At 65.6% G+C, this 22,284-nt stretch carries 18 protein-coding genes, 3 tRNA genes and 1 pseudogene; 7 read left to right on the top strand and 15 right to left on the bottom strand.

Annotated elements, in window-relative coordinates; translation table 11 throughout:
• Nucleotides 1–33 precede the first annotated feature (33 nt).
• From C2U47_RS04375 to C2U47_RS04390, 4 genes are all read right to left on the bottom strand, one after another.
• Nucleotides 34–363 (bottom strand): DHCW motif cupin fold protein, encoded by a 330-nt coding sequence (locus C2U47_RS04375; protein ID WP_010673280.1) that lies wholly within the window; start codon nucleotides 361–363, stop codon nucleotides 34–36.
• A gap of 117 nt (nucleotides 364–480) precedes the next feature.
• Nucleotides 481–2,343 (bottom strand): peptidase U32 family protein, encoded by a 1,863-nt coding sequence (locus C2U47_RS04380; protein WP_029313887.1) that lies wholly within the window; start codon nucleotides 2,341–2,343, stop codon nucleotides 481–483.
• A 177-nt stretch (nucleotides 2,344–2,520) separates the two neighbouring features.
• Nucleotides 2,521–3,132 carry a LysE family translocator gene (locus C2U47_RS04385; RefSeq protein WP_010673278.1) on the bottom strand — a complete coding sequence of 204 codons (612 nt, stop codon included), beginning with the start codon at nucleotides 3,130–3,132 and terminating at the stop codon, nucleotides 2,521–2,523.
• Nucleotides 3,133–3,260: 128 nt separating this feature from the next.
• Nucleotides 3,261–4,214 carry a LysR family transcriptional regulator gene (locus tag C2U47_RS04390; RefSeq protein ID WP_010673277.1) on the bottom strand — a complete coding sequence of 318 codons (954 nt, stop codon included), beginning with the start codon at nucleotides 4,212–4,214 and terminating at the stop codon, nucleotides 3,261–3,263.
• Between the two features lie 200 nt (nucleotides 4,215–4,414).
• Here C2U47_RS04390 and C2U47_RS04395 point away from each other — a divergent pair, with 200 nt between their 5' ends.
• The 7 genes and pseudogenes from C2U47_RS04395 (at nucleotide 4,415) to C2U47_RS04425 (ending at nucleotide 8,680) form a co-directional block, all read left to right on the top strand.
• Nucleotides 4,415–5,503, top strand: coding sequence for a ketoacyl-ACP synthase III (locus C2U47_RS04395; protein WP_010673276.1), 1,089 nt, complete (start codon nucleotides 4,415–4,417; stop codon nucleotides 5,501–5,503).
• A 223-nt stretch (nucleotides 5,504–5,726) separates the two neighbouring features.
• Nucleotides 5,727–5,811 (top strand) — tRNA-Tyr (locus C2U47_RS04400).
• A gap of 42 nt (nucleotides 5,812–5,853) precedes the next feature.
• Nucleotides 5,854–5,938: transfer RNA gene (locus C2U47_RS04405), tRNA-Tyr, on the top strand.
• 31 nt (nucleotides 5,939–5,969) lie between these two features.
• Nucleotides 5,970–6,054 (top strand) — tRNA-Tyr (locus tag C2U47_RS04410).
• A gap of 136 nt (nucleotides 6,055–6,190) precedes the next feature.
• Nucleotides 6,191–6,463, top strand: a complete 273-nt coding sequence (locus tag C2U47_RS04415; RefSeq protein ID WP_010673275.1) for a hypothetical protein — start codon at nucleotides 6,191–6,193, stop codon at nucleotides 6,461–6,463.
• Between the two features lie 100 nt (nucleotides 6,464–6,563).
• Nucleotides 6,564–7,295, top strand: a complete 732-nt coding sequence (locus C2U47_RS04420; protein WP_029313880.1) for an EAL domain-containing protein — start codon at nucleotides 6,564–6,566, stop codon at nucleotides 7,293–7,295.
• 82 nt (nucleotides 7,296–7,377) lie between these two features.
• A pseudogene (locus C2U47_RS04425) lies at nucleotides 7,378–8,680 on the top strand (endonuclease/exonuclease/phosphatase family protein).
• A 56-nt stretch (nucleotides 8,681–8,736) separates the two neighbouring features.
• Here the strand turns inward: C2U47_RS04425 and C2U47_RS04430 are convergent.
• From C2U47_RS04430 to trbE, 11 genes are all read right to left on the bottom strand, one after another.
• Entirely contained in the window at nucleotides 8,737–11,844 is a 3,108-nt protein-coding gene (locus C2U47_RS04430; RefSeq protein ID WP_010673272.1) for a tetrathionate reductase subunit A, read from the bottom strand.
• Nucleotides 11,844–12,950, bottom strand: a complete 1,107-nt coding sequence (gene nrfD, locus C2U47_RS04435) for an NrfD/PsrC family molybdoenzyme membrane anchor subunit (protein WP_010673271.1) — start codon at nucleotides 12,948–12,950, stop codon at nucleotides 11,844–11,846. Before nrfD ends, C2U47_RS04430 begins: the two co-directional genes overlap by 1 nt.
• Entirely contained in the window at nucleotides 12,940–13,728 is a 789-nt protein-coding gene (dsrO, locus tag C2U47_RS04440; RefSeq protein WP_010673270.1) for a sulfate reduction electron transfer complex DsrMKJOP subunit DsrO, read from the bottom strand. The genes nrfD and dsrO overlap by 11 nt, the downstream gene beginning before the upstream one ends.
• Before the next feature lie 411 nt (nucleotides 13,729–14,139).
• A complete protein-coding gene (locus tag C2U47_RS04445) occupies nucleotides 14,140–14,382 on the bottom strand; it encodes a DUF2274 domain-containing protein (protein WP_103261464.1) in 243 nt (80 codons plus the stop codon).
• Entirely contained in the window at nucleotides 14,379–15,659 is a 1,281-nt protein-coding gene (locus C2U47_RS04450; RefSeq protein WP_103261465.1) for a TrbI/VirB10 family protein, read from the bottom strand. The genes C2U47_RS04445 and C2U47_RS04450 overlap by 4 nt, the downstream gene beginning before the upstream one ends.
• A gap of 2 nt (nucleotides 15,660–15,661) precedes the next feature.
• Nucleotides 15,662–16,666, bottom strand: a complete 1,005-nt coding sequence (trbG, locus tag C2U47_RS04455; RefSeq protein ID WP_103261466.1) for a P-type conjugative transfer protein TrbG — start codon at nucleotides 16,664–16,666, stop codon at nucleotides 15,662–15,664.
• A complete protein-coding gene (gene trbF / locus C2U47_RS04460; RefSeq protein ID WP_103261467.1) occupies nucleotides 16,663–17,367 on the bottom strand; it encodes a conjugal transfer protein TrbF in 705 nt (234 codons plus the stop codon). Before trbF ends, trbG begins: the two co-directional genes overlap by 4 nt.
• A gap of 29 nt (nucleotides 17,368–17,396) precedes the next feature.
• Nucleotides 17,397–18,761 carry a P-type conjugative transfer protein TrbL gene (trbL, locus tag C2U47_RS04465; protein WP_103261468.1) on the bottom strand — a complete coding sequence of 455 codons (1,365 nt, stop codon included), beginning with the start codon at nucleotides 18,759–18,761 and terminating at the stop codon, nucleotides 17,397–17,399.
• Entirely contained in the window at nucleotides 18,758–19,084 is a 327-nt protein-coding gene (locus tag C2U47_RS04470) for a hypothetical protein (protein WP_004883103.1), read from the bottom strand. The genes trbL and C2U47_RS04470 overlap by 4 nt, the downstream gene beginning before the upstream one ends.
• Nucleotides 19,085–19,096: 12 nt before the next feature.
• Entirely contained in the window at nucleotides 19,097–19,834 is a 738-nt protein-coding gene (gene trbJ / locus C2U47_RS04475) for a P-type conjugative transfer protein TrbJ (protein WP_004883101.1), read from the bottom strand.
• Nucleotides 19,831–22,281 (bottom strand): conjugal transfer protein TrbE, encoded by a 2,451-nt coding sequence (trbE, locus tag C2U47_RS04480; protein WP_004883099.1) that lies wholly within the window; start codon nucleotides 22,279–22,281, stop codon nucleotides 19,831–19,833. The genes trbJ and trbE overlap by 4 nt, the downstream gene beginning before the upstream one ends.
• Between the last annotated feature and the right edge of the window lie 3 nt (nucleotides 22,282–22,284).

Raw genomic sequence — 22,284 nt, forward strand, 5'->3', positions numbered from 1 at the left:
TGATGTACAAGGGGAAGCGGGAAAGAGAGCGGCTCAGTCGACGATAAAGAGGCGAGCGCCCAGTTCGCTATAGGAGCGATGGGGTTCGGCGTTGTCCGCCACCTGGTAGCTCATGCCCGGCGTCAGGGTGAAGACGCGGCCATCCTGCAACTCGGTGTGCAGCTCCCCTTCGAGGCAGAGCAGCACATGGCCCTTGCTGCACCAGTGATCCGCCAGATACCCGGGGGAGTACTCCACCATTCGCACCCGCAGATCCCCGAACTGCCGGGTGTGCCAGCGGGCGACGCCGCGCTCTCCCTTGTGTTCGGTCGTCGGGACCTCGGCCCAGTTCGTGGTGCAAAACGGCAGTGCATGGATGTTCATGACGGATCCTTTGTCAGAAGAAGGCTGGGGGAAGGCGGCTCGCCACGGGATATCCGTGACAAGGCCGCGCCCCATACTGCCATCAAATCCGCTCCAGCCCCATGCCCACACGGGCAATCATCCCCTCTTCAGGCTGCCCATCACCTGCATCTCGCAGCGGTGGCAGTCAAAGCGCAGGCGGAAACTCTCCTTGCCCATCTTGAGCGCCAGGGGCTCGGCCTTGAGACCGGGTACCTCCTTGGGGCAGAGCTGCTGGCTGTAGCGGATGCAGTGCTTCGTTGTCATCAGCACCACTTCCCGCTCCTCCTTGTTCGCCTCATACGCGGGGGCGATGCTCCCCACCCCGTGCTCGCGAAAGAACTGCTCCGCCGCGCTGTTCAGCACGTTGCCCAGATAAGAGAGCCGATGTTGGGGATAAACGGCGCCTCGCAGGGGAATGCGCCGCTCGGGTCGCCGGTAGGCAGCCAGACGGGCCGCCTCCAGGGCGGCAATGCCGTCCCGGCGCAAGCCGTTAAGCTGTGAAGCCGCAATAAACAGCGGCCTCGTTATTGCCAACTCAATCTGGCGAGCCACAAACAGGGTGTTGCCGAGTTTGCCGAGCTGATCCCTGGCCTGCTGCAGCGCCCGTTCCGGGTTGTCGGCCAGCTGCTGGTCGCAGGGGAGCGTAACGGCGGCGCCAATGCCCTGCTCGTCCACAAGTTCGAGCCGCAGTCCCTCGTCGCACTCCGATAGCCGCATATCGACCCGGATGCGGCGATCCGCGCTCCCCTTTTCGAGCTGCTTGCTGAAGGCCTGATCGTGGTTGCGAAAGATCTCGGTGCCCACCTTGAGACCGGGCATGGGTTCCGACAGGAGTAACCGCTTGCTCTGTGCCTTCTCTTCCACTTTATTGAGGCGCATGCCCACCAGCTCGCCCCCCGGCTTGAAGAAGCCGAGGCCATCGCCGTTGTTGAGGGCAACGGCCTGGCCGTCGATCTCGATGCCATCGCGGGTCACGCTGGTGACGCGCCCGAGCGGCTCCCCGACGTATTTCGGGCTGCGCGGCGAGTCGATGCCTGGCTGTCGGCCATGGAGGAAGTAGTCGGTGCTGCCCCGGTTGAAACTCTTCTTGGGATCCGGCGTAAAGGTGTAGCTGCAACGACCGGCGGAAGCGGCCACCAGATCGGGGCGGCTCGCCAGGATGGAGTCCAGCTTCTGGCGATACCAGGCGGTGACGTTCTTGACGTAGTCGAGCCCCTTGAGGCGCCCTTCAATCTTGAAGGAGCGGATCCCTGCGGCGATCAGCGCCTCCAGGTTGTCGGTCTGATCCATGTCTTTCAAGGAGAGCAGGTGGCTGTTTTCCACCAGCACCTCCCCCGCCAGCGTTTGCAGGGAACAGGGCAGTCGACAGAGCTGGGCGCACTCGCCGCGGTTCGCGCTGCGCCCGGTGCGGGCGTGGCTGATGTTGCACTGGCCGCTGTAGGAGACGCACAGGGCACCGTGGATGAAGAACTCCAGCTGCACGCTCGTGGCGGCGCTTATCTCGCGGATCTGCGCAAGGGAGAGCTCGCGGGCCAGCACCACCTGGGAGAAGCCCACGTCCTGCAGAAACTTTACCTTTTCCGGGGTGCGGTTGTCGGTCTGGGTGCTGGCGTGCAGCGCGATGGGGGGCAAATCGAGCGCCAGCAGCCCCATGTCCTGCACGATCAGCGCATCGGCCCCTGCCTCGTAGATCTGGTGGGTCAGGCGCCGGGCCTGCTCCAGCTCGTGGTCGTGCAGCAGGGTATTGAAGGCGACGAAGACCTGGGCGCCGAAGCGGTGGGCATGGCGCGCCAGCGCCTCGATGTCCTCGAGGCTGTTGCCTGCTGCGCTGCGGGCACCGAAGGCGGGGCCGCCCATGTAGACGGCGTCGGCGCCGTGGTTGATGGCCTCGATGCCATAGGCAAGGTTCTTGGCCGGGGCCAGCAACTCCAGGCGGTTGTGATGGTTCTGATCGCGCATAACGTCCGGTTCGAAGGGCTGCAAATGGCCGCCACTCTAGCCAGACTCCCCGCCCCCCGCCTTGATCCCGCTTAAGATCACCGCAGAATGCAGGATTGACCCGGTACAAGGACATCTGGCGGGCCCTCAACCCCCGGCCCTGAGAGAGTGCCGACTACGCAGGCACCCGACGCGGAGCTAGATCACGACCTTGAGGGCCAGCCCCAGCAGCACCAGGCCGCTCACCTTGTCGATCACGGTGGATTTGGCCTTGAGCCAGGCGAGTACGGGCCCGCGAGAGAGCACCAGGGCCACCAGCACATACCAGAGCGCATCGATGCCGCCTGCGGTCAGCATCATGATGCCCCCCTCACGCCAGCCGGTGTCGGCGTGCACGAACTGGCTGAACAGGGCGATAAAGAAGATGGCGAGCTGGGGGTTCAAGAAGGCCACCATAAAGCCCTCGAACGCCCCTTGACGTCCCCGTGGCGGGTGCCCCTCCTCGTTGCCTGCCTCACCCCCTGCGGGCCTGGCCAGCAACGCCTTGATCCCGAGCCAGGCGAGGAACGCCGCGCCGCCGTAGCGGATGAGATCGAACAGCAGCGGGGTCTGGGTGATCAGGATGGCGAGGCCGAGGGCCGTGATCAGCGCATAGATGCCGACTCCCAGGCCGTGTCCCAGCGCCGTGGCGACCCCGTGGCCCTGCCCTCCCTGCACCGTATTGCGGATGATCAGTGCCAGGCTCGGCCCCGGGCTGATGGCCCCCATCACGCAAATGGCGGCCAGCGCCAGCCAACTCGTCAGCTCCATACCTTCTCTTCCTTCGTGTCGATTGTTGTCACCCGGGATCAGGGTAGGGGGTGGCTCGCTATGCCAGAAGTGAAAGTTATGAATAGAGCCCATAGCCAGTGGCTATAGAGTGGCACAACCCGCTGCCATCAGCGGCTCGCCTGCGGCCCTCGGGCCAACTGCTTGCGACTCTCCCCCAGGGTGAATTGCAGGTGATCCCGCAGGAAGGGATAGGCCAGCTCGCGAAACCAGCGGTGAGCCGGATCCAGGTGGTGGCGCTGGTGCCACAGCAGATGATACTGCTGGACACGGGTGGCGAAGGGGAGATCGCAAAAACTCAGGGCATGTTCCCGGGAGAGCTGCCAGGCGATATGGGCCGGGGTGGTCATCAGACAGTCTGTGCGCAGCAGCACCTCCACCGCTGCCTGGAAGAAGGGCACCCGGGCAAACCAGCGGCGGGAGAGCCCGCGGGGGGCCAGCACCTGCTCCACCGGGCTGTCCTTGTCCCCGCCCCCGCTCACCTGCAGGTGGGGCCAGGCGAGGTAATCCTCCAGGCTGAGCGCCATGCCAGAGAGCGGGTGATGGCGCCCCATCAGCACCACCAGCCTGTCCTCCCCCTGATGCAGGCCGCGGATCTGGTCCGGCACCAGCTCCGTGATGGTGGAGACCATGTCCAGCTCCGATTGCCAGAGCTGGGGCAACTGGCGCTTGTCCCACAGGCTGTACTCCAGCGCCGCCCGGGGGGCGGCCCTCGCCAGGGCCGCACAGATGTCCGGCAAGATGTGCTGGGCCACGTAGTCGGAGGAGGCGAGCCGAAACACCCGCTCGCAGCGCTCGGGGGCAAATTCCGGCGCCTCGTAGAGCCGCTCCAGGGCACCGAGGGAATCGGCAAGCTGGGCCGCCAGGGCCTCGGCCCGCGGGGTCAGCAGCCAGCGCTGCCCTTCCCGCACCAGCAGCTCGTCGCCAAACTCGCTGCGAAGCTGGCCGAGCTGCTTGCTGATGGAGGGCTGGCTCAGGTTCAGCAGCTCCGCCGCCCGGCTGATGTTGCGGGTCTCCAGCAGCACCTTGAGGGTGGGCAAGAGATTGAGATTCGCTTTGTGCACAGGAGTCACCTCGGGAAGGGGTCGCCGGGATCGGGCCTTCATCTTACGGCAAGGAGAAGCGGAAATTTAAGCAAAATCACGGTCTTGCTCCCGCCACTCCCCTTACACTGGGGGGACCGCAGGATGACAGTGAACGCCCCGTGCGGCATAATTTCGCCACTTTCCGCCCCAGAGCGGCCATCACGACAAGCGACGACAAGATGACATACGCCACTATCACCGGGTGGGGAAAATGCCTGCCCCCCGCCTCGCTGACCAACGATGACCTCGGCACCATCATGGATACCTCGGACGAGTGGATCTACCCGCGCACCGGCATCAAGGCCCGCCGGGTCTCCCATGTCAGCACCCAGGCGCTCGCCACCCTGGCCGGCCGTCGCGCCCTGGCGTGCGCAGGTCTGGACGCCGCCGCCCTCGATGGCATCATCCTGGCGACCGCCACCCCGGGCACGCTGGTCCCTAATGGTGCCTCCGCCGTGCAGCAGGCTCTCGGCGCCCACAAGGCGGCGGTGTTCGACCTCAACGCCGCCTGCACCGGCTTCGTCTATGCCCTCTCGGTCGCCACCTCCCTGGTGCAGACCGGCATGATGCAAAGGGTGCTGGTGATCGGTGCCGAGCGGCTGACCCAGTTGCTGGACTGGGCCAAGCGCGACACCGCCGTGCTGTTCGGGGATGGCGCCGGCGCCGTCATCATCGAGGCGAGCGAGCAGGAGAGCGGCCTGATTGCCAGCAAGCTCGGTTGTGACAGCGAAGCGCGGGAGATACTGCACGTGCCGAACTTCGGTACGGATCGGGTGCGTTTCGCCGACATTGACGGCCTCTTCACCTTCAACTTCGAGGGGCAGGAGATCTTCAAGCGCGCCGTGCGCGGCATGGGCGAAGCCACCGGCACCGTACTGGCCCAGGCCGGCATCGCCCCCGAGCAGATCGACCTCATCGTGCCGCACCAGGCGAACGTGCGCATCATCGAGACCCTGGCCAAGCGGATGAACGCCCCCATGGAGAAGGTGATGGTCAACATAGAGCAGTACGGCAACACCTCCGCCGCCACCGTGCCCATCGCCCTGTGCGAGGCGCTGGAGCAGGGTCGGGTCAAGCCGAACAGCTACCTGCTGACCGCCGCCTTCGGGGCCGGGCTGACCTGGGGCGCCGCCCTCATCAAGTGGGGAGACCGCGTCACCCCGATCGCGAGTTGCGACGAGGTGCTGCCCCCCTGCGAGCAGAGCGCCCTCGAACTCATCGCCCATGCGGTGCAGGGTTGCCAGCAGGCCCGCCCCGCCGACGCCTGAGCGAGCGCCAGCTCCCCATGATCCGCCAGGAGCCCCGTGGCTCCTGGCAGCCAGCCCCCCTACGTCCCCTCGCCGTTTCGGCAGCGACATAAAAGTCATTGAAAAGTGTGAATTTTGAGCGAAACATATCAAAAAATGACCACTTGACACTTTTTTGTCGTCAGAATGCGGCCAAGGGGTTCACAACCTTGCCGGATCTGGTAGTATGCGGCCTCGCACTTGGGGAGGGGTTCCCGAGCGGCCAAAGGGATCAGACTGTAAATCTGACGGCTCTGCCTTCGAAGGTTCGAATCCTTCTCCCTCCACCATTCAAGTGCGTCAAGTAAGTAAAAATCAGGAAAATACCCCGTGGAGGGGTTCCCGAGCGGCCAAAGGGATCAGACTGTAAATCTGACGGCTCTGCCTTCGAAGGTTCGAATCCTTCTCCCTCCACCATCTTCCTGAACACAATATGCAATGCCCCTGTGGAGGGGTTCCCGAGCGGCCAAAGGGATCAGACTGTAAATCTGACGGCTCTGCCTTCGAAGGTTCGAATCCTTCTCCCTCCACCATCCTTCAGACAACCCGGCCTCGCGCCGGGTTTTCGCTTTTCTGGATAGAATCCACATGGCGCTGTCAGATCTGACAATTGCCCTTCCCGCACTTTTTAGAAACAGTGGAGCCTCATGTCGCAAGGAGTGCACACAGATGTTTGAAATCTGGGATGAAACGGGTCGCGAGCACGGGCTGACACTGCCCGAGCTGCAACTGCGGCTGCGGGATTATCAGGGAGACGTGATGGTGCGCTACCTCAACCGCCTCGGCCTGCCGAGCACCCTCTTCCTGACCATCCGTCAGGGATGCGCCTATCAGCGCTTCAAGGCGGGCTCCCCCATGCTCGACTGGTCCTGGCTTGCCCAGGCCATGCACGCAGCCCCCCTGGCTGGCGCCGCACCTGCACAGGGCCATGCCCTTCCCTGACCCCCTCCTTCCTGCCCACGCCCATTATCAGACTCTTCCTACAGCCTCCCTTTAGACCCTCCCTGTATGATGCGCAGCCATGTTCCGTCAGGTGAGAGCCATGTTTGCGTTCAAAGAAGAGTATCCCGTGAGTGCCATGGTCAGCATGGCGGATATCGTCATCCCCTTTTATCAGCCCATCATCGGCCAGGATCGTCAGGTCAAGGGGTATGAGGTGCTGGCCAGGCGCTGGGATGCCGGCAACCAGGGTTATCAGAGCATCGATTTTGCCGCCCTCGGCGAGGATGATGCTCTGCACCTCGATATCGTCATGCTCAGGGCCATCATGCGCGATCTGCCCGTGCTCGCCCAAAAAGGCCCCTATGCGCTCTCCATCAACCTCAATCCGGCGCTCTCCAGCCCCACCTACCGCAATCTGCTATTGCTGGTGCTGCTCCAGGCCCGCAAGCTGGGGATCGCCATCTGGTTCGAGGTGCTGGAACACGTCAGGATCAAGCACCAGCACAGGGAGATGATCGAGGTGTTGCGAGCCCATGGCGCCCACATCGCCTGTGACGACTTCGGCTCCCTGGCATGCAACTTCCAGCGCCTGATGATGCTCCCCTACGAGATCGTGAAACTGGATCGTTCCCTGCTGCTCCAGGCTGTACGCAGCACCCATGCCCTCAACATGCTGACGGGGCTGGTGAAATACCTGCAACGACTCGGCATGGCCGTGGTGTGCGAGGGAGTGGAGACCCAGGCCCATATCGAGGTGGCGAACCGGCTGGGCTGCGACTACCAGCAGGGCTACGCCTACGCCATTCCCTCCCCTCTCTCCCGCTGGGCCTGAGCCGAACGCTTGCGTGTCACGGGGGAAACCCGGGCACCTTTCCCATGAAATTCGGCAGGGTGCTGCCATTTTCCTGCCAAAGATGGCAGGCTGTCCCGGCCACACTGACGCCGAGGCCCGCCATGGTTCGCTTTGCCACCTTCAATCTCGCCTTCGATCGCACTGCACCCGGCATGCTGGGGGAAGAGCTCGCCCTGACCCGCACCGAGCAGGATGCCCTGCTGGCCCGCCTCGCCGACGGCACCTTGAGCGGCGCCGAGAAGACCAAGGCCCTCGACGTGCAGCAGATCCGCAACATCGCCGAAATCATCCAGCGCACCCGGCCGGACGTGTTGCTGCTAAGCGAATTCGACAATGACGGCAAGGGCCGCGACACCACGGACCTCCACGCCTTCAACGACAACTACCTGGCCCATGCCCAGCACGACGAGGTGACCGCCATCAGCTATCCGGTGCTGCAGAACTTCGCCACCAACACCGGCCTGATGAGCGGCCATGACCTCAACCTGGATGGCCGAGTGAGCAGGCCGGACGACGCCTGGGGCTTTGGCAGCTATCACGGCCAGTACGCCTTCGCCGTGATGTCCCGCTATCCCATCGATACCAGGCAGATCCGCACCTTCCAGACATTCAAGTGGAAGGAGATGCCGGGCGAAGCGAACCCCGTCATCGACGACTGCCACAACCCCAGGGCACCGATCCCGAGCGGCCGCCAGTGTGGCGATGCCTGGTATGACGACGCAGCCTGGCAGGCGCTCCCCCTCTCCTCAAAGAACCACGCCGACGTGCCGGTGCACATCAGGCAGGGAGACAGGGAGGAGGTGATCCACTTCCTTATCTCCCACCCGACCCCGCCCATCTTCGGCAACGCGGCGCGCCACAACGTCAAACGCAACCGTGCGGAGATAGCCTTCTGGCAGGACTATGTGGCAGGGGCTGGCTACATGGTGGATGACGCCGGCAAGGCGGGTGGCCTGCCCGCGGGTGCCAGGTTCGTCATCGCCGGCGATCTCAACGCCGATCCCCAGATTGGCGATGGGGATCTCACCGCCATTCAGGCGCTGCACAACCATGTGCTGGTCAACCAGGCCGTCACCAACGGCGGCCTGATCCCGGTCAGCCAGGGCGGCCCCGAGTGCCTCGCCAGCCATCCGGATCAGTGCAAGCGCAACAACAACCGCCCCACCCCGGAGCGCATCACCAGCAGCAGCGGCCTGCAGCTCGACCACGTGCTGCCCTCCGCCAACCTGAACGCGGTCGCCTCCGGCGTGTTCTGGCCGGCCAGCTTCGAGCCGGGCTACCACCTGGTGTATGACCCCAAGCTCGGCATCGCCAAGGGCGTCAGTTCGGATCACCGCCTGGTGTGGGTCGACGTCACACTGTGACAGTGACGCAGAGCAGACAAGCAACGGGGCCCGCAGGCCCCGTTTTCATTGGTTTGTCATACCAGCTTCTCCACCCGGGCCGGCAGCCCCTGGCGGGCCGACGAGCCGATGGCCCAGTCCACCAGGGGATAGCGGCCATGGCGGCTGGGATCCAGCACCGCCAAGTCATTCAGATTGACCCCGGCTCCGCGCAGGGGATTGGCGACCACTTTCTGGCCGTCTATCCAATGTTCCCGCGCCCCCAGCTCCTTGTGGCCGAAACCGTGTTCGATGGCGATGGCATCGGCCTGCACCCCGGCCACGCACTCGGCCACCCCGATCACGCTGCCATCCGGGGTGCTGACCCGCACCCTGTCCCCGCTCTCGACGCCCAGCTGCGCCGCCGTCTGCGCATTGAGCCGCACCCGGTTGCTGGGGTTCACCTGGCGCAGGCGATCCGAGCCGATGCTCATGGAGCTCATGGTGTGGGACTTGTAACTGGTGAGCAGCAGCGGCCACTGGGCCGGCTTGAACGCCTCATTGAGCGGCGTGCCGTCCGCCAGCTGGGGGCGGAAAAAGCGCGGGGTACCGCTCAAGTATTGCCCGCTCTGGCTGTGGCGGCGGCTGCCCACCTCGGGGTTCCACACCATCAGCGGCTTGGGCCAGCGCTTGCTTGGCTGACCCGCGTCATCGCGCCCCTTGGCCGCCGGCTCGAAGCGCCCGCCACGGGCGAAGAGATAGGCGGCGCGGCCCGCCTCCTCCGCACTCAGGGTGGCATTCAGCACCGGCAGGATCCGCTCCACCCCGGACCAGGCGAGATCCTCAGGCCCGATAGGAGGCACCGGCTCGCCGAGATAGGCGACGTTGGCCGCCCCGTAGAGGGAGAAGTCCGCCGCCCTGTTCAAGCCATGCAACTTGCCGTCCGCCCCTTTGAGCGCCCCCTCGCCAAAGCCCGGCAGCCCCAGCCGTTTGGCCACCGCGATAAAAAAGGACTCCATGCAGACCGGATCCCCCTCGGCAGTCTTGGCGACTCTAGGCTCCACGATAGGCCAGCGGCCGGTGGAAACCTTGGTCAGCACCCCGTGCCAGGCGGTGGCCCAGCCCCAGGACTCGTAGGTCAGGGTATCCGGCACTAGGTAGTCCGACAGCGCCGATGACTCGTTGATGAAGCTGTCGATGCTGACCACAAGGGGCAGCACGGCGGGGTCCTTGAGCTCTTCACCGATGGCCTTGCTGAGCCCGGCCTGACCGTAGAGGGGGTTGCCCATGTGGTTGATCCAGGCCTTGAGCCGGTAGGGGTAGCCGTTTACCGCCGCAGTCAGGTGCTCGCCGAGCAAGGGGCCGGAGATGGGGAACCAGGGCTCTTGCGCCGGATAGGGGTTCTGACCCGCCTCGCGCTTGCGGCGATATTCGGAGGTCTTCTCGTAGGGGAACTTGGATCGCGACAGGAAGACCCCGGCTGGCTTGACCATGCCGGGGAAGCTCGCCAGATCGTAGCGCGGCCCCGCCCCGAAGGGATCGAACTTGCCGCCGCTCGCCACGGCGCCGCCCCGGGCGTTGAGGTTGCCGATCATGACGTTGAGCATCATGATGGCCCAAGCCGAGTAGAAGCCGTTGGCGCTCATGGTGCCGCCGTGGGAGACCACTGCCGCGCGGGTGCCGTGGCTGGTGAATTCCCGCGCCAGCGCCTCGATATCGGCCACCGGCACGGCGCACTCGGCGCTGTATTGCGCGAAGGAGTGCTCCCGGCACGCCTCGGCCAGCAGCTGGAAGCTACTCTTCACCATCAGCGCCCCCTTGGGGCCCTGAATGGGGCGATCCACCCAGAGGTTGGCCCGCTCACACTGGCCGGCGGGTCTCGGCTCGCCACTGCTCGCCTCCTCTACCAGCATGGCGTCCCCCTCTCCATAGGCTTCCCCATCAAAGGGCAAGCCAAGATCGCTGGCCCGCAGCATCTGACCGAAGCGCGGGTGGGACTCGTCGCTGAGCACCAGGTGGCTGGCGTTGCAAAAACCGCGATAACCGGCCCGCTCGGCCGCCTCGGCATTGGGCGCCATCAGGAAGGGCTCGGCATAGCGTTGGTGGTCGATGATCCAGCGCAGCATGGCCATGGCCAGCGCCGAGTCGGTGGCGGGGCGGATGGGCAGCCAGCGGTTGGCAGGGGCGGACGGCATGTTCACCGTGTTGGGCAGGCTGGGGGCCACCACCACGTAGGAGAACGGCTTGCCCGGTCGCGCCCGGTTTGCCGCCAGCTGGCGGGACTGGCGCTTGAAGGGGTTGCCCGATTGCTGGGGCGAGGTGCCCATGAACAGCAGGAAGTCGCTCTCGTCCCAGTCAGGCTTAAGGTGGGCGTTCTTCTCCAGATCGTCCAGCAGGGCGCCGGCCCCGACCCGGAATGACAGGCCACAATAAGCGCCGTGGTTGGCGAAGTTGCGGGTGCCGAAGCTGTTGAAGGTGAAACGCTTGATGAAGTGATCCCGCCCCTCGTCCGAGGCGTTGCTCACCAGCAGCTGGTTGGCTCTGGGGCCGTACTCCGGGTTTGCCGGGTCGAGCGGCTCGGCGAGGTTGCGGATGGCCCGCAGCCCCTCAACCTGGCCCTCGCCAAACAGGTCTCCCCCCTCCACCACCTCGGCCACCAGCTGCTCGAAGGGGATGCTCTGCCAGCGGCCGCTGCCACGGGGCCCCACCCGCTTGAGACAACGGGTGACCCGCTGCGGGCTGTCGAGCTGCTCGAGCATGGCGTTGCCCCGGGCGCAGGCGGTGGAGCGCCCGTCCAGCCCCCCTTCCTGGTAGCCACTGGTTGCGAGCAGCGCCTGCTTGACCGGGGTCTTGAAGTCAATGTGATGGCGAGCGGAGAGGGGGTGATAGGGGTTGCCCAGGATCCGCACTATCTGGTCGCGCTCGTTGTCGATGCGGGCCCGCACTCCGCACAGGGTCCAGCAGCCGAGGCACATGGTGTTGGCAACCCGCTGGGCCGGGTTGGGGTGCAGCTCCCCCTGCTCGTCAACCCGGTACTCCACGGCCAGCGAGTTGCCATGGATGGGATCCCGGGTCGGCTGGCCCGAGCTGCCGGTGGCGAGGCCAGTCGCCACCTGCTTGAGGGTGTCGCTGTAACCGGCGACGAACAATCCGGTACCGCCGGCGATGGCGGCGCCCTTGAGAAACTTGCGTTTGCTGTGATCCATCAGAGTGCCTCGCGTGCAAAAGGAGTGGGTGCCTTGATGGCGGGGGAAGCAGAGGGGCGCACCAGCTCCGAGAGGGCCACCAGCAGGGCCAGCAGCAGACCGAAAGTACCGAGAATGCCGAGCACACCGGCCGGGCCCCAGGCGATTTCATAGAGGTAGACGCCGGCCCCGTACTTGGGTGCGAGCTGTCCCTGGATCAGCACCAGCCAGCGCAGGCCCCACACCAGGTGCAGCCCCAGCAGCGCCAGCCCCCAGAGTGCCAGGCGGGCAGAGATCCTTGGCCACAGCAGCCTCAGCAGGCCGGCCAGCCCCAGGGTCAGCAACAGCCAGTGGGCCGCCAGCCGCCAGCTCGGGTCGAGCCGATGGAGGGCTGCGGCCTCTGCTGCCGAGGCGCCGCCAAACAGGGCCCAGCCCAGCAGGGAGAGCGCCAGCAGGCCTAACGTCCAGCCGCTCTGGCGCAGCAGGGTCGACTCGGTCTGGGCATGCCAGCCCGCCAGCAAGAGGTTGAGCAGCAGCAGGGCGCTCTGGGCCCCCAGCACGGCGCTCAGGGTCAGCAGCCAGGGCAACCAGGGGGTATGCCAGAGCGGGCGCGCCGCCACCGCCATGGTCTCGAGCCCGGTGTAGAGGGCGATGCTGAGCCCGCTCACAGCCGCCAGCAGAGAGAGCGGCCGCTGCCAGACGTGCCCCGACCAGCTTCCCAGGCAGAGCAGCCGGGCAAGGCGGGCTATCTTGTCCCCTTCTGCACCGCGCCGGGCCAGGGCGGGTCTTAGCAGCAGCCAGCCGAGCAGCATGGAGAGCAGGCTGAACAGCGGCAGCAGATAGGCGCCATACCACATGACGGAGCCAAAACGCGTCTGGGCGTAGAAGTGCCAGGCCCGGGCCGGCTGGTGCAGATCCGCGGTCAGGGCGATGGGAGCCACCAGACCAGCCGCCACCATCAGCACCGCCGCCAGGGTCTGCAGCCGCGGGTCCGGCGCCTTGCGCCACAGCTCAAACGCGCCGAGCCAGAGGGCCCCGTAGGCGAGGCCGATGAGAAAGAAATATTGCACCGCCCAGGGCAGCCAGGTGATGGGCTGAGCCGGGGCCAGCAGTTCGTTAATGACCATGGGCTATCTCCTTGCCATCGTCGGTGAGCAGGGTGCGCAGGGCCGGGTTGCCGTCGACCTTGCTGACGAAGGCCTCGTCCATGCCGAGATAAAAGACCCGCGGCTGGGTATTGGCCTCCGGCTTGAGCACCTTGAGCGCCGGCTCGTATTCGCGCAGCAAGCGGCTTATCCGGCTCTTGGGATCATTCAAATCACCTATGATGCGCGCCTCGCCGACGCAGCTCTCCACGCAGGCGGGCAAGAGCCCCGCCTCCAGCCGATGGGCGCAGAAGGTGCACTTGTCGGCGGTGTTGGTCTCATGGTTGATGAAGCGGGCATCGTAGGGGCAGGCCTGCACGCAGTAACCGCAGCCGACGCACCAGTCGTTGTTGACCACGACGATGCCGTCGTCGCGCTGGAAGGTGGCGCCAGTGGGGCAGACATCGAGGCAGGCGGGCTCGGCACAGTGGTTGCACAGCCTCGGCAACATCAAGAGAGAGGCGGGAGCCGCGAGGGCGGCCACGTCGCTCACCTCGTACTGGCTCACCGTGGTGCGAAACTGACCGAGGGGGGGCTGATTTTCGATGGTGCAGGCCACGGTGCAGGCCTGACAGCCGACGCAGCGGCGCAGGTCGATCAGCATGCCGTAACGCTTGCGCCCGTCCCCCCGGCTGATGGCCGCCCGCCCGTTGCGGGGAGCGGGAACGGACTGCGCCTGAACCTGGGTGACGGGGATCAGGGCAGCCCCTGCGGTGAGGGCGGCGATCCCGGATAACAATCGGCGCTTGCTGGGCTCCATGGCGTCTTTCCTTCTGCTGAGCTGGCTTGAAAGGGGTTGAGCCGATTGTCCTCAACGCAGGAAGTCGCCTCTATTGTGGTTTTCCACATACCGGGAGCCGGGTTGATCCAGCGCAATAAAAAATTGGCGGCGTCAAGTCATTTGTGAAAATGGCTTGATGGCCGGAAGTCTATATGGGGTGCGGGTTTAGCTCTACTTCGGGCCGCCTTGCGGGACTGCGGCGTTGTGGGCTGGGAGCCACATAAGAGCTTCGCGGTAGAAAGCTGGAGCGTGCTGCATCGGGGATGATTGCCAGCAGACGGTGGCCGCGTTTGGTCATCATAGCCCAATCGGTCGCCGTCCTCCAGAACGAAGAACGCGCAGCCTTGGGCTGCGCGTTCGAGGGATGACCACCAGCGGAAACCGGCATCATCAGCTTGGCTTCGGCGGTGCGGCCTTGCCCGCGCCTCCCTTCCTGAATCCCCGATCCCCGGCCATGAAGGCTTCCAGCATGTGCGGAATCAGCACCGTGGCATCGACCGCCTCGCCGTAAGTTTGCGCGTGCAGCGCCGCGTAGCGGTCGAGGTCGGATTTCAGGCTGGCCGGGCAGGCAAAGGTCAGCTTCGTGGACTCCGTTTTCGGCAGAGGCCCGAGTCGCAGCTTGCGCGTCGTCATCGTGAAGTCCCCCTGTTGAAGAAAAGCGGCTGGTACGGCCGCAACACAAGATCGCGGTTGACGATGATGCGTACCGGCAAGCCGGGGCGCTCCGTCAAGGTGGGCTGGATGTTGAGGTTGCGCCGGGTCATCTCCTGGCCGACCTGGTTGATGCTGTCCTGAGCGCTGTCGCGGCCGGCGATGATGATGCGATCACCGTCCTGCCGGTTCTCCGGTGCGGCCAGTTCGGCACCGACACCCAGCAGCGTGGTCAGCGCCGCGCCGGCGAAGATGCGGCCCCAGTGATAGTCCACGTCGTCTTCCAGCCCGGCATAACCAGCCGAGTCGGTGCCGGCCAGGTTGTCGAGCGTGAGCGAAGACGTGTCGGGCAGGATGATCCGGTTCCACACCACCTGCACCCGGCTCTGCCCGTAGCTGACTTGGCTGTTGTATTTGCCCAGGATGCGCGAACCCTGCGGGATCAGCAGGAACTTGCCGGTGGCCGTGTCATAGACCGGCTCCGTCACCGTGGCGATCACGTCGCCCGGCAAGTCCGACTTGATGCCCGTCACCAGCGCCCCGGCGACCACCGTTCCGGCCATGACCTGATACGGCGAAGCCGGCAGGGTCAGGTTGCCGGAATTACGGGTTTCCGTGGTTCCGGCTTTCTGGAACGCCTCTTTCTGGTCTTGCCGGTTCTGCACGGCGGTCGGGTCGGCAGGCTGGGCGGCCGTCGAGGCCGGGCCAGCCGCGAGTGGGTCGAACGCCGCATTAGCGGCGAAGCCCGGCGCGACGGCCACCTGCGTCTGCGCCACTGGCGCGGCCTTCTGCGAACCCGAGCGGAAGAACACTGTCGAGGCCGCTGCCGCTTCGGCTTCCTTGCGCAGCGCGTCGTAGGGATCATGGCCGGGGGCCGCATAGGCGGCAGTCACCGGCTGCTGCGACTTCACGATGGCCGGGCCAAGGTCGCCTGGCAGCGGCGGCCCCAGCTCCGGCACGGATGCCGGCAAAGGGGGCGGCAGCTTCGAGTAGTCCGCCGGCAGCGCATTCAGCCCTTCGGACTTCGAAACGCGATCGACGTTGTAAAGCTCGGTCTGCTCCGTGGCACCTCGCCGCTGTGGTTGAAGCGACCACATCAGCGCGCCGAGCACGGCGACCGACAGGGTGCCGGCGAGGATAGCCAGCGTGCGCCGGTTCAAGCGCGTGACCGGGCGCGGCTGCGCGCGCAGCGCCACCGCTTCGGGTGCTACCTTGCCCGCCTGCGGCGCGGCAAGGTCGGGAATGTCGTCCTGGCTCATGGTCAGTTCCTCCGCGCCACGCCGTCGCTGCGTTCGATCCGCACCACGTCGCCGCCATCACCGCCCAGGCGCAGTTCGGCCGCGCCGAACAGCCTATCCACGATGTAGTACGGGGAGCGGAAACGGTAGTTCACCAGTTGCCCGTCGCCCCGCGCACCGATCACGAACAGCGGCGGCAGCTCGCCTTGCGCGATGCCATGCGGGAACTGGATATAGACCTTCTCGCCGTCATCGAAGGCGCGCAGCGGCTTCCACGGCGGATTGCTGCCCGACACCGCGTAGCGGAAACGGATCTTCTCCAGCGACAGGTCGGTATCGACTGGCGCGGCGGCGCTGGCCGCCTGCGCCTGGCGCTGCAAGGCCAGCATCCGGTCTTTCGGATAGTCCCAGGACACCGACGCCATCCACGCCTTTTCGGTCGAGGTCAGTTCCAGCAGGTACGTCCGGCGGCTGGTGGTGATGACCAAGTTTGTTTTGAGGCCCGAGCGGATGGGCTTGACCAGCACATTGACGCGCAGCGCGTCGCCGCTGCCGCTGGACGTATCACCCACGATCCAGCGCACGGTATCGCCGGCGGCGACCGTCACCAGTTCCTCTCCTGGCTGGAGTGCGATCACGGTCACGCGACCCACGGACGCATAGACCTGATACAGCGCGCCATCGGTGAAAGGCCAGACCTGAATCGCATTGACGTAACCCTCGCGGGTCGGCGCAATGCGCGCCTCGGCATTCGCACGCGAGACACGCACCTTCTCGTCGGCAGGTTCCGGCACGGTCGGGGCGGTGTCCACCTCGGGAAGCGGCTTCAACTGCGCAGGCAGCGCCAGGGGTTCAGGCACGGCGACCACTTCCACCGGCGCGGGCTGCTCCGGCAGCGGCTGCGCCTGCACCAGCTCATCGAGCGAGATAGACGGCGGCGGCTTGCCCTGCGAGGCGCAGCCCGAGAACAGAACAGTCGAGGCCAGCAGGATCAACGGCAAAACGGATTTACGGAAAAGTGCATTCATGGCTTGGCTCCTTCGGAAGAATCCAGTTCGCGGCTCCACGACAGGCCATTGACGTAGATACCCAGCGGGTTCTTGCGCAGGCGCTGTTCGGTGCGCGGGGTTTGCAGGACAGTGGAAAGCACGGCGTTCCAGCGTTCGGTGCCGGCGGCGGCACCGTTGACGAACCGCTGTTCCGTCCAGCGCACGTTGAAAGACGTGTCGCTGGCGCGGACAACGCTGGTGATCTGCACCGTCACCGACTCCTTGCCGATGCGGGCGAACGGATCGTTCTTGCTGGCGTAGTCGTTGAGCACCGCCGCGCCCTTGTCGGTGGTGTAGTCGTAGGCATCCAGCCAGTTCTGCCGCACCACGATGGGGTCGATGGACAGCGAGCGCACCAGCGTCACGAAGCGCGCCAGGTGGTGCGCGATCTGCGCATCGGCGGGCCGGTACGGCGTGGCGGCTTCGCCGACGGCGCGCACCTGCCCCGACTGATCGACCTCGATGACGTAAGGGGTGACGATGGACTGCGCCGAGCGCCACACCAGGCCACCGGCCATCAGCAGCGCAAGCGTGAGGCAGCCGAAGGCCATAAAACGCCAGTTCTTGGCCTGGACGCGGGCCGAGCCGATGCGCTCGTCCCACACCTGCGCGGCGGATTGGTACGGGGTGGCAGGCTGCGGCGTGTCGGCATAGCGCACCTGCGGGCGTTTGAATCGCATAGGGTTCTCCTTGGTGGTCAGGTATCGGGTCACGCATCGGGGCGCAGGCTTGGGCCTTGCCCTGAGCCGCCGCCGTCGCCACTGCGCAGCGTGTGGGCTGCGGTGGTTGCGGCATGGGTGATCTGCTGGCGGCGGTGCATCCGCTTTGCCCAGGCGGGTTGCTCTTGCTTCGGCGCGCTGGCTGCGCCTTCGCCTGCGGCGGCCTGGCCGGAACCGGCAGCGCCGACATCCGCACCGTTCCATCCTGCCCGGAAGGAGTCGGCCACCTTCTGACCGGCAGCGGAAGCGCCCGATGCAGCTCGGCGGCCTGCCGCTTGCGCGCCGGTCTTGGCGACATTGCCGAGGCCCGCAGCCGCGCCTTTAGCCCCGCCGCCCGCAGCGGCGGAACCGGCCTGGAATGCGGACTTGGCGCTGCTGGCCGCCGACGTGGCGGCGCGTGCGCCGCTCCCGGCCAGCTTTGCGGCGGCCGGGGCCATGCGTGCGCCCGCCATGATGGCACCGCCCACGCCGGTCGCGGCGGCACCGATGGCAACACCCGTGCCTACCGCGCCGACGGCAGCGCCCGCCATCGCACCCGCGCCGAGCTGCGGCGCACCGGACACAAGGCCCGTGGCGATGCCGGGGCCGAAGATGCCCAGCGCCAGCAAGGCAAGCGAAGCCAGCATCACGACAAGCGCATGGTCGATGGAAGGCTCGTCGGGATGAACCTGGAACTCCGCGAACAGGCCCGAGCCGATGCCGACGATTACCGCCAGCACCAAGACCTTGATGCCTGACGAAACCACATTGCCGAGCACCTTTTCCGCGAGGAACGAGGTTTTGTTCCAGAGCGCAAACGGGATCAAGACGAAGCCGGCAAGCGTGGTCAGCTTGAACTCGATCAACGTGATGAAAAGCTGAACCGCGAGCACGAAGAAACAGAGGATCACCACCAGCCAAGCGATGAACAGCACCACGATGGGGTCGAGGTTCACGAACACTTCGGGGAAGCCGGCCATGTCACCGATCTGGTCGAGGATCGGCGCAGCGGCGTCGATGCCGGTCTTGGCAAGCCGACCCGGCTGCAAGAAGTTCTCCATCGTTATGGCCGAGCCAGTGGCGGTGATGCCTAGCCCGGCGAACGAGCGGAACACGATGCTCGACAGCCAATTGAAGTTACCGATGATGTAGGCGAAGGCACCGACGTAAAGCACCTTGCGCAGCAGCTTGGCGATCACGTCCTCGCCCTGGCCGGTCGCATGGCTCATGGCCCAATACAGACCGGCAATGGTCATGTCGATGACAATGAGAGTGGCCGTCAGGAACGCGACTTCGCCTTGCAGCAGACCGAAACCGGAGTCGATGTAGCGCGAGAAGGTATCGAGGAATCTGTCGATGATCGTTACGTCGTTCATGGCGTGTCCTCCGCAGCGGCGAGCGACGCATCACCTTCCGGCGCGTCGTCGGTTGGCGTGTCGAAACTCGCCGGAATCGGCGGCAGTTCTGCCAGCGTCCGGTATTCGTCCGGCCCAGTCTGGCCGGTGAAGAAGCGCCGCCGGAAGGCTTCGGCAGCGGCGCGACAGGTGTCTTCGCCTGCGGTTTGCCGGTCGGCTGCGCATTGGGCGCGCAGCGCCTTGAGCCGCACGGGATCGGCGGCCAAGGTGGCGGTCAGGTCTTCAGCCGGCTGCTGGCCGCATGCGGTCAGCAGCACGGCCAGCAGGACAGGAACGCATCGCATGGCCGCCTCCCGTCAGTTGTTGTAGAAGTTGACGGACTGCGGTGTGTACGGCGTGCCGGTGCCCAGGAAGCGCCGCCGCACTTCGCGGGCGCGCTCGGTGGCCGCTGCCTGCCGCGCCAGCTCCAGCGAGGCCGCCCTGTCTTGTGTGATCTGGAGCTGCTGGGCCTGGATGGACTGCTTGGCCTGCAAGGCGAGAAGCTGGTTCGTTGCCTGCATCGCTTGCAGCGCACCCGTGGCCGATTGGCTTTGGCTCACGAGGTCGGCCAGCGCGCTTTCGTCTTGCGTCAGGTTCTGCGACACCTGCGCCTGCATCCGCATCGCGGTGTGCAGGCCGTCGAGCGTGTTCTTCCAGCGTTCGCGTGCGTCCTGTGCCATGCGGTCGCCGCTGATGGTGGCGGCGTACTGCTCCGGGTACAGGCGCGAGAACGTGGCATCCATGCTCTGCACGTCGTAGGCCAGCCCTTGCGCCTCGGCAATCAGGCGTTCAGTCGTGGCGAGCGTCGAGCGCAGCCGGTTGACGATGTTGAAGTCGAGATTCGCCAGGTTGCGCGCCTGGTTCATCAACATCTGCGCTTCGTTCTGGAGCTGGTTGATCTGGTTGTTGATCTGCTCCAGCGTGCGGATGGCAGTCAGCGTGTTCTGCACCAAGTTGACGGGATCAACGAAAGTGAGCGCCGCCGCTGGCTGAGCGAGCATCAGCGAGCCGGCCAGCGCGGCGGCGAGCGAAACGGAAAGCACACGGGTCTTCATGGCGAAATCTCCAGGGGTTGAGTAGCGAGGAAAGAAGCCGCCGACGGCGAGGACGGCAGCAGGTCGGCGGCCCAATCGAGGCCGCGATGGCGTAGCCACGCACCGGCGAAGCCGGGAGCGCCGGCCTGCGTCAGCACTCGGTCAATGTCGCGTTGGTCTTGCGGTGTGGATGCGCCCGAGAAGGCGAGCGCGGCTGGCCCCAGGTCGAGGTCGAACAGACGATTGCCCAGGCGCGATTGGTAGTAGTAGTCGCGCTTGGGCTGCGCGGTGGCGACGATTTCGATTTGCCGACTGTTGAGGCCAAAGCCCTCGTAGACCGTGCGAATCTGCGGCTCGGTCGCCTGCGGGTTGGGCAAGAAAATCCGGCTCGCGCAGCTTTCGATGATCGCGGGCGCGATGGTCGAATCCTTGATGTCGGCAAGCGACTGCGTGGCGAAGATCACCGACACGTTTTTCTTGCGCAGAGTTTTCAACCATTGCCGGATGCGTGCCGCGAAGGACGGTTCATCAAGGAATAGCCAGGCTTCATCGAGAATCAGCAGCGTGGGAGCACCGTCGAAACGTGCATCGAAGCGGGCGAACAAGTAGCGCAGCACCGCTTGCACGGCGGCGGGGCTGTGCATTAGCTCTTCCATCTCAAAGCCCTGCACGTCGCCGCTGCCGAGCCGGTCGCGGTCGGCATCCAGTAGCTTGCCGTGCGCGCCGCCCAGCACATACGGCGACAATGCCTGCCGCAGCGCGTTCGATTGCAGCAGCACCGAAAGCCCGGTCATCGTGCGCTGCTCCACCGGCGCACCAGCGAGGCTGCCGAGCGCCGACCAAATGGCGGCTTTCTCGTCGGGGCCGACGGTCACGCCTTCATGCAGCAGGCGGCCTTCGATCCACTCGGCGGCCCAGGTGCGATAGCCTTCGCTGTCGATACGGGCCAAGGGCTGAAAGGCAATGGCGCCGTCCGCGCCGAGGTCGTAGTGTTCGCCGCCCAGGCCCAGCACCGTCGCCCGCATGGATCGCCCCATGTCGAAGGCGAAGATGCGCGAGCCGCCATAGCGGCGGAACTGCAAGGCGAGCATCGCCAGCAGGACAGATTTTCCCATGCCCGTCGGCCCCGCGACCAGCGTATGCCCCACGTCGCCGATGTGCGTCACCAGCCGGAACGGCGTCGCGCCATCCGTGCGCGTGACGATCAGCGGCGGGCCGTCGAGATGGGCGTTTTTCTCCGGCCCAGCCCACACGGCGGACACCGGCATCATGTGCGCCAGATTCAGCGTCGAGACGATGGGCTGGCGCACGTTGGCATAGGCATTGCCTGGTATGGACGACAGCCACGCATCGACTGCATTTAAGGTTTCGGGGATGGTGACGAAGCCACGTCCTTGGATGACACGTTCCACCATGCGCAGCTTTTCGTCGGCTACGGCAGGGTCGTCATCGAACACCGTCACCGTGGCGGTGAGGTAGCCGAAGGCGACTTGATCGCTGCCAAGCTCTTGCAAGGCGGCATCCGCGTCGGCCGCCTTGTTGCTGGCATCCGTGTCCACCAGCGGCGATTCCTGCTGGAAGATGGTTTCGCGCAGTAGCGCAATGACATTCTTCCGTTTCGCAAACCACTGGCGACGCAGGCGGCCCAGCTCCTTTTCCGCCTCGGCTTTATCGAGGCAGAGAAACCGGGTACTCCAGCGATAGGCAAAGCCCAGGCGATTGAGGTCGTCCAGCAGGCCCGGCCAGGTCGAGGTCGGAAAGCCCCGCACCGACACCACGCGCAGATGCTGGTCACCCAGCATGGGCGCAAGGCCGCCGACTAGGGCGGAATCGGCCAGCAGTGCGTCGAGGTGGAAAGGCACCTCGGGCACGGCCAGCCGGTAGCGCCGCGTGGACACCGTGGCGTGAAGATAAGTCAGCGTCGCGGCATCGTCCAACCAGACGATTTCTGGCATCACGCCATCGAGCAGGTCGAAAACCCGATCCGTTTCTGCCAGGAAGGCGTCAAGCCGACCGCGCCAGTCCACACCATCGCCCGGCGCGTGCTCGTAGAGCAGCTTGGCTGCACGAGCGCGGGATTCCTCCGGCGGCAGATAGGCTAGCGTCAGGTGATAGCTGCTTTCGTAGTGGTTCCCCGATTCCTCAAAGGCAGCGCGGCGTTCTTCGTCCACCAGCCAGGACAGCGGTTCGGGAAAGTCGGAATGCGGATAGTCCGCGGCCGACTGGCGCTCGGCTTCCACGAACAGCGCCCAGCCCGAACCCAGCCGGCGCAACGCGTTGTTTAGCCGTGCCGTCGTGGCGATCAATTCGCCCTGCGTGGCGCTGTCCAGATCAGGCCCGCGAAAGCGCGCCGTGCGCTGAAACGAGCCATCCTTGTTCAGCACCACGCCCGGCGCGATCAGCCCAGCCCAGGGAAGCCAGTCGGCCAGCAAGGCGGGCCGCTGGCGGTATTCGGCAAGGTTAAGCATGGC

Origin of the sequence: Aeromonas sp. ASNIH7, from assembly GCF_002903485.1 — a bacterium.
GTDB lineage: Bacteria > Pseudomonadota > Gammaproteobacteria > Enterobacterales > Aeromonadaceae > Aeromonas > Aeromonas caviae.

Coding starts and splice junctions, on each gene's coding strand:
- nrfD (WP_010673271.1), bottom strand. CDS start 12,950: ATGGTCATTAACGAACTGCTGGCCCCGGCTCAGCCCATCACCTGGCTG.
- C2U47_RS04380 (WP_029313887.1), bottom strand. CDS start 2,343: ATGCGCGATCAGAACCATCACAACCGCCTGGAGTTGCTGGCCCCGGCC.
- trbG (WP_103261466.1), bottom strand. CDS start 16,666: ATGAATGCACTTTTCCGTAAATCCGTTTTGCCGTTGATCCTGCTGGCC.
- trbE (WP_004883099.1), bottom strand. CDS start 22,281: ATGCTTAACCTTGCCGAATACCGCCAGCGGCCCGCCTTGCTGGCCGAC.
- trbF (WP_103261467.1), bottom strand. CDS start 17,367: ATGCGATTCAAACGCCCGCAGGTGCGCTATGCCGACACGCCGCAGCCT.
- C2U47_RS04385 (WP_010673278.1), bottom strand. CDS start 3,132: ATGGAGCTGACGAGTTGGCTGGCGCTGGCCGCCATTTGCGTGATGGGG.
- trbL (WP_103261468.1), bottom strand. CDS start 18,761: ATGAACGACGTAACGATCATCGACAGATTCCTCGATACCTTCTCGCGC.
- trbJ (WP_004883101.1), bottom strand. CDS start 19,834: ATGAAGACCCGTGTGCTTTCCGTTTCGCTCGCCGCCGCGCTGGCCGGC.
- C2U47_RS04375 (WP_010673280.1), bottom strand. CDS start 363: ATGAACATCCATGCACTGCCGTTTTGCACCACGAACTGGGCCGAGGTC.
- C2U47_RS04420 (WP_029313880.1), top strand. CDS start 6,564: ATGTTTGCGTTCAAAGAAGAGTATCCCGTGAGTGCCATGGTCAGCATG.
- C2U47_RS04450 (WP_103261465.1), bottom strand. CDS start 15,659: ATGAGCCAGGACGACATTCCCGACCTTGCCGCGCCGCAGGCGGGCAAG.
- C2U47_RS04395 (WP_010673276.1), top strand. CDS start 4,415: ATGACATACGCCACTATCACCGGGTGGGGAAAATGCCTGCCCCCCGCC.
- dsrO (WP_010673270.1), bottom strand. CDS start 13,728: ATGGAGCCCAGCAAGCGCCGATTGTTATCCGGGATCGCCGCCCTCACC.
- C2U47_RS04430 (WP_010673272.1), bottom strand. CDS start 11,844: ATGGATCACAGCAAACGCAAGTTTCTCAAGGGCGCCGCCATCGCCGGC.
- C2U47_RS04415 (WP_010673275.1), top strand. CDS start 6,191: ATGTTTGAAATCTGGGATGAAACGGGTCGCGAGCACGGGCTGACACTG.
- C2U47_RS04445 (WP_103261464.1), bottom strand. CDS start 14,382: ATGACGACGCGCAAGCTGCGACTCGGGCCTCTGCCGAAAACGGAGTCC.
- C2U47_RS04470 (WP_004883103.1), bottom strand. CDS start 19,084: ATGCGATGCGTTCCTGTCCTGCTGGCCGTGCTGCTGACCGCATGCGGC.